General features: G+C 37.9%; 1 protein-coding gene. It reads right to left on the bottom strand.

Going from position 1 to position 1,030, the window contains the following annotated elements; genetic code table 11:
- On the bottom strand, positions 1-1,030 hold a 1,030-nt coding region (locus tag BAZSYMA_RS02595; protein WP_195910060.1), incomplete at both ends, for a DNA topoisomerase.

Genomic DNA, 1,030 nt, shown 5'->3' with positions numbered 1-1,030 from the left:
CAGGCTTCCCAGCCTTATCTTGGGTCATAAATTCACATTTTGGTTCATCAAAGTAACCTTTGCACGACCAGAAAAATCCTTTTTTTCCCTTAATTCTTCTTAGTTTTTTGCCACACTTGGGGCAATCTGGCATATCTTTTTCAAACACAGCTTTTCCATTGTTATTTTGGGCTACTGTCTTACAATCTGGATATCCACTACACCCCCAAAACTGTCCTTTCTTGCCTTGTCGTAAAAACATATCTTTGCCACACGCTGGGCATTCAACTGTTTGAATATTTGCCTCAATACTTATCTCTTGAGACTCAATGGTTTCAATTAATTTACTCAACCAATCCACTTGCCAATTCATAAAGGCATCAAGTGTCAATTCACCTGCAGCAATCTTTGACAAAGCACCTTCCATTATTGCTGTCATACCAGGATCTTTAAGCTCTGTTGGTACAGCAGATATCAACGCCCTGCCTGTATCGGTTGATATTATTTGTTTTTTATTAACCGTTAAAAAATTGCGTTTTTTTAACAATTCAATGATGTTTGCTCTAGTTGCAGAAGTGCCTATGCCTTCATCGCCTCTCAATATTTTTTTAAGATTGGCATCGGTTACGAACTGGTGTGCATTTTTCATCGCTTTAACCAATGTACCTTCGTTGTATCTTGCGGGTGGCTTTGTTTGCTTGGTCTTAATATCCACTGTGTCAAGAGTTAATTCTTGTCCTTGCGTTAATCTTGGCACAGTGTCTTGTTTTAATTCTGCCTGAGCGTTTGTAACAACTTTCCATCCTAAATTAATATCTACATGAATGTTTGCACTAAATATTTCTCCAGCAGTATTGATTTCAATGCTGGTTTTATCGTATTCATAGTCTGGGTAAAACTGAGCGATGTAACTCCTACAAATCAAATCATAAAGTTTGCTTTCATCTGTGGTCATCTCTGAGACATTCACTTGCATATTATCCGTAGGGATAATGGCATGATGGGCGCTTAGTTTTTTATCATTCCATACTTTAGAGCGAACTGCTAAATC

It is taken from the genome of Bathymodiolus azoricus thioautotrophic gill symbiont (genome assembly GCF_001298715.1).
Lineage (GTDB): Bacteria > Pseudomonadota > Gammaproteobacteria > PS1 > Pseudothioglobaceae > Thiodubiliella.
Note: the sequence above shows the minus strand (reverse complement) of the source record. Positions and strands in the feature narration are given on the sequence as shown.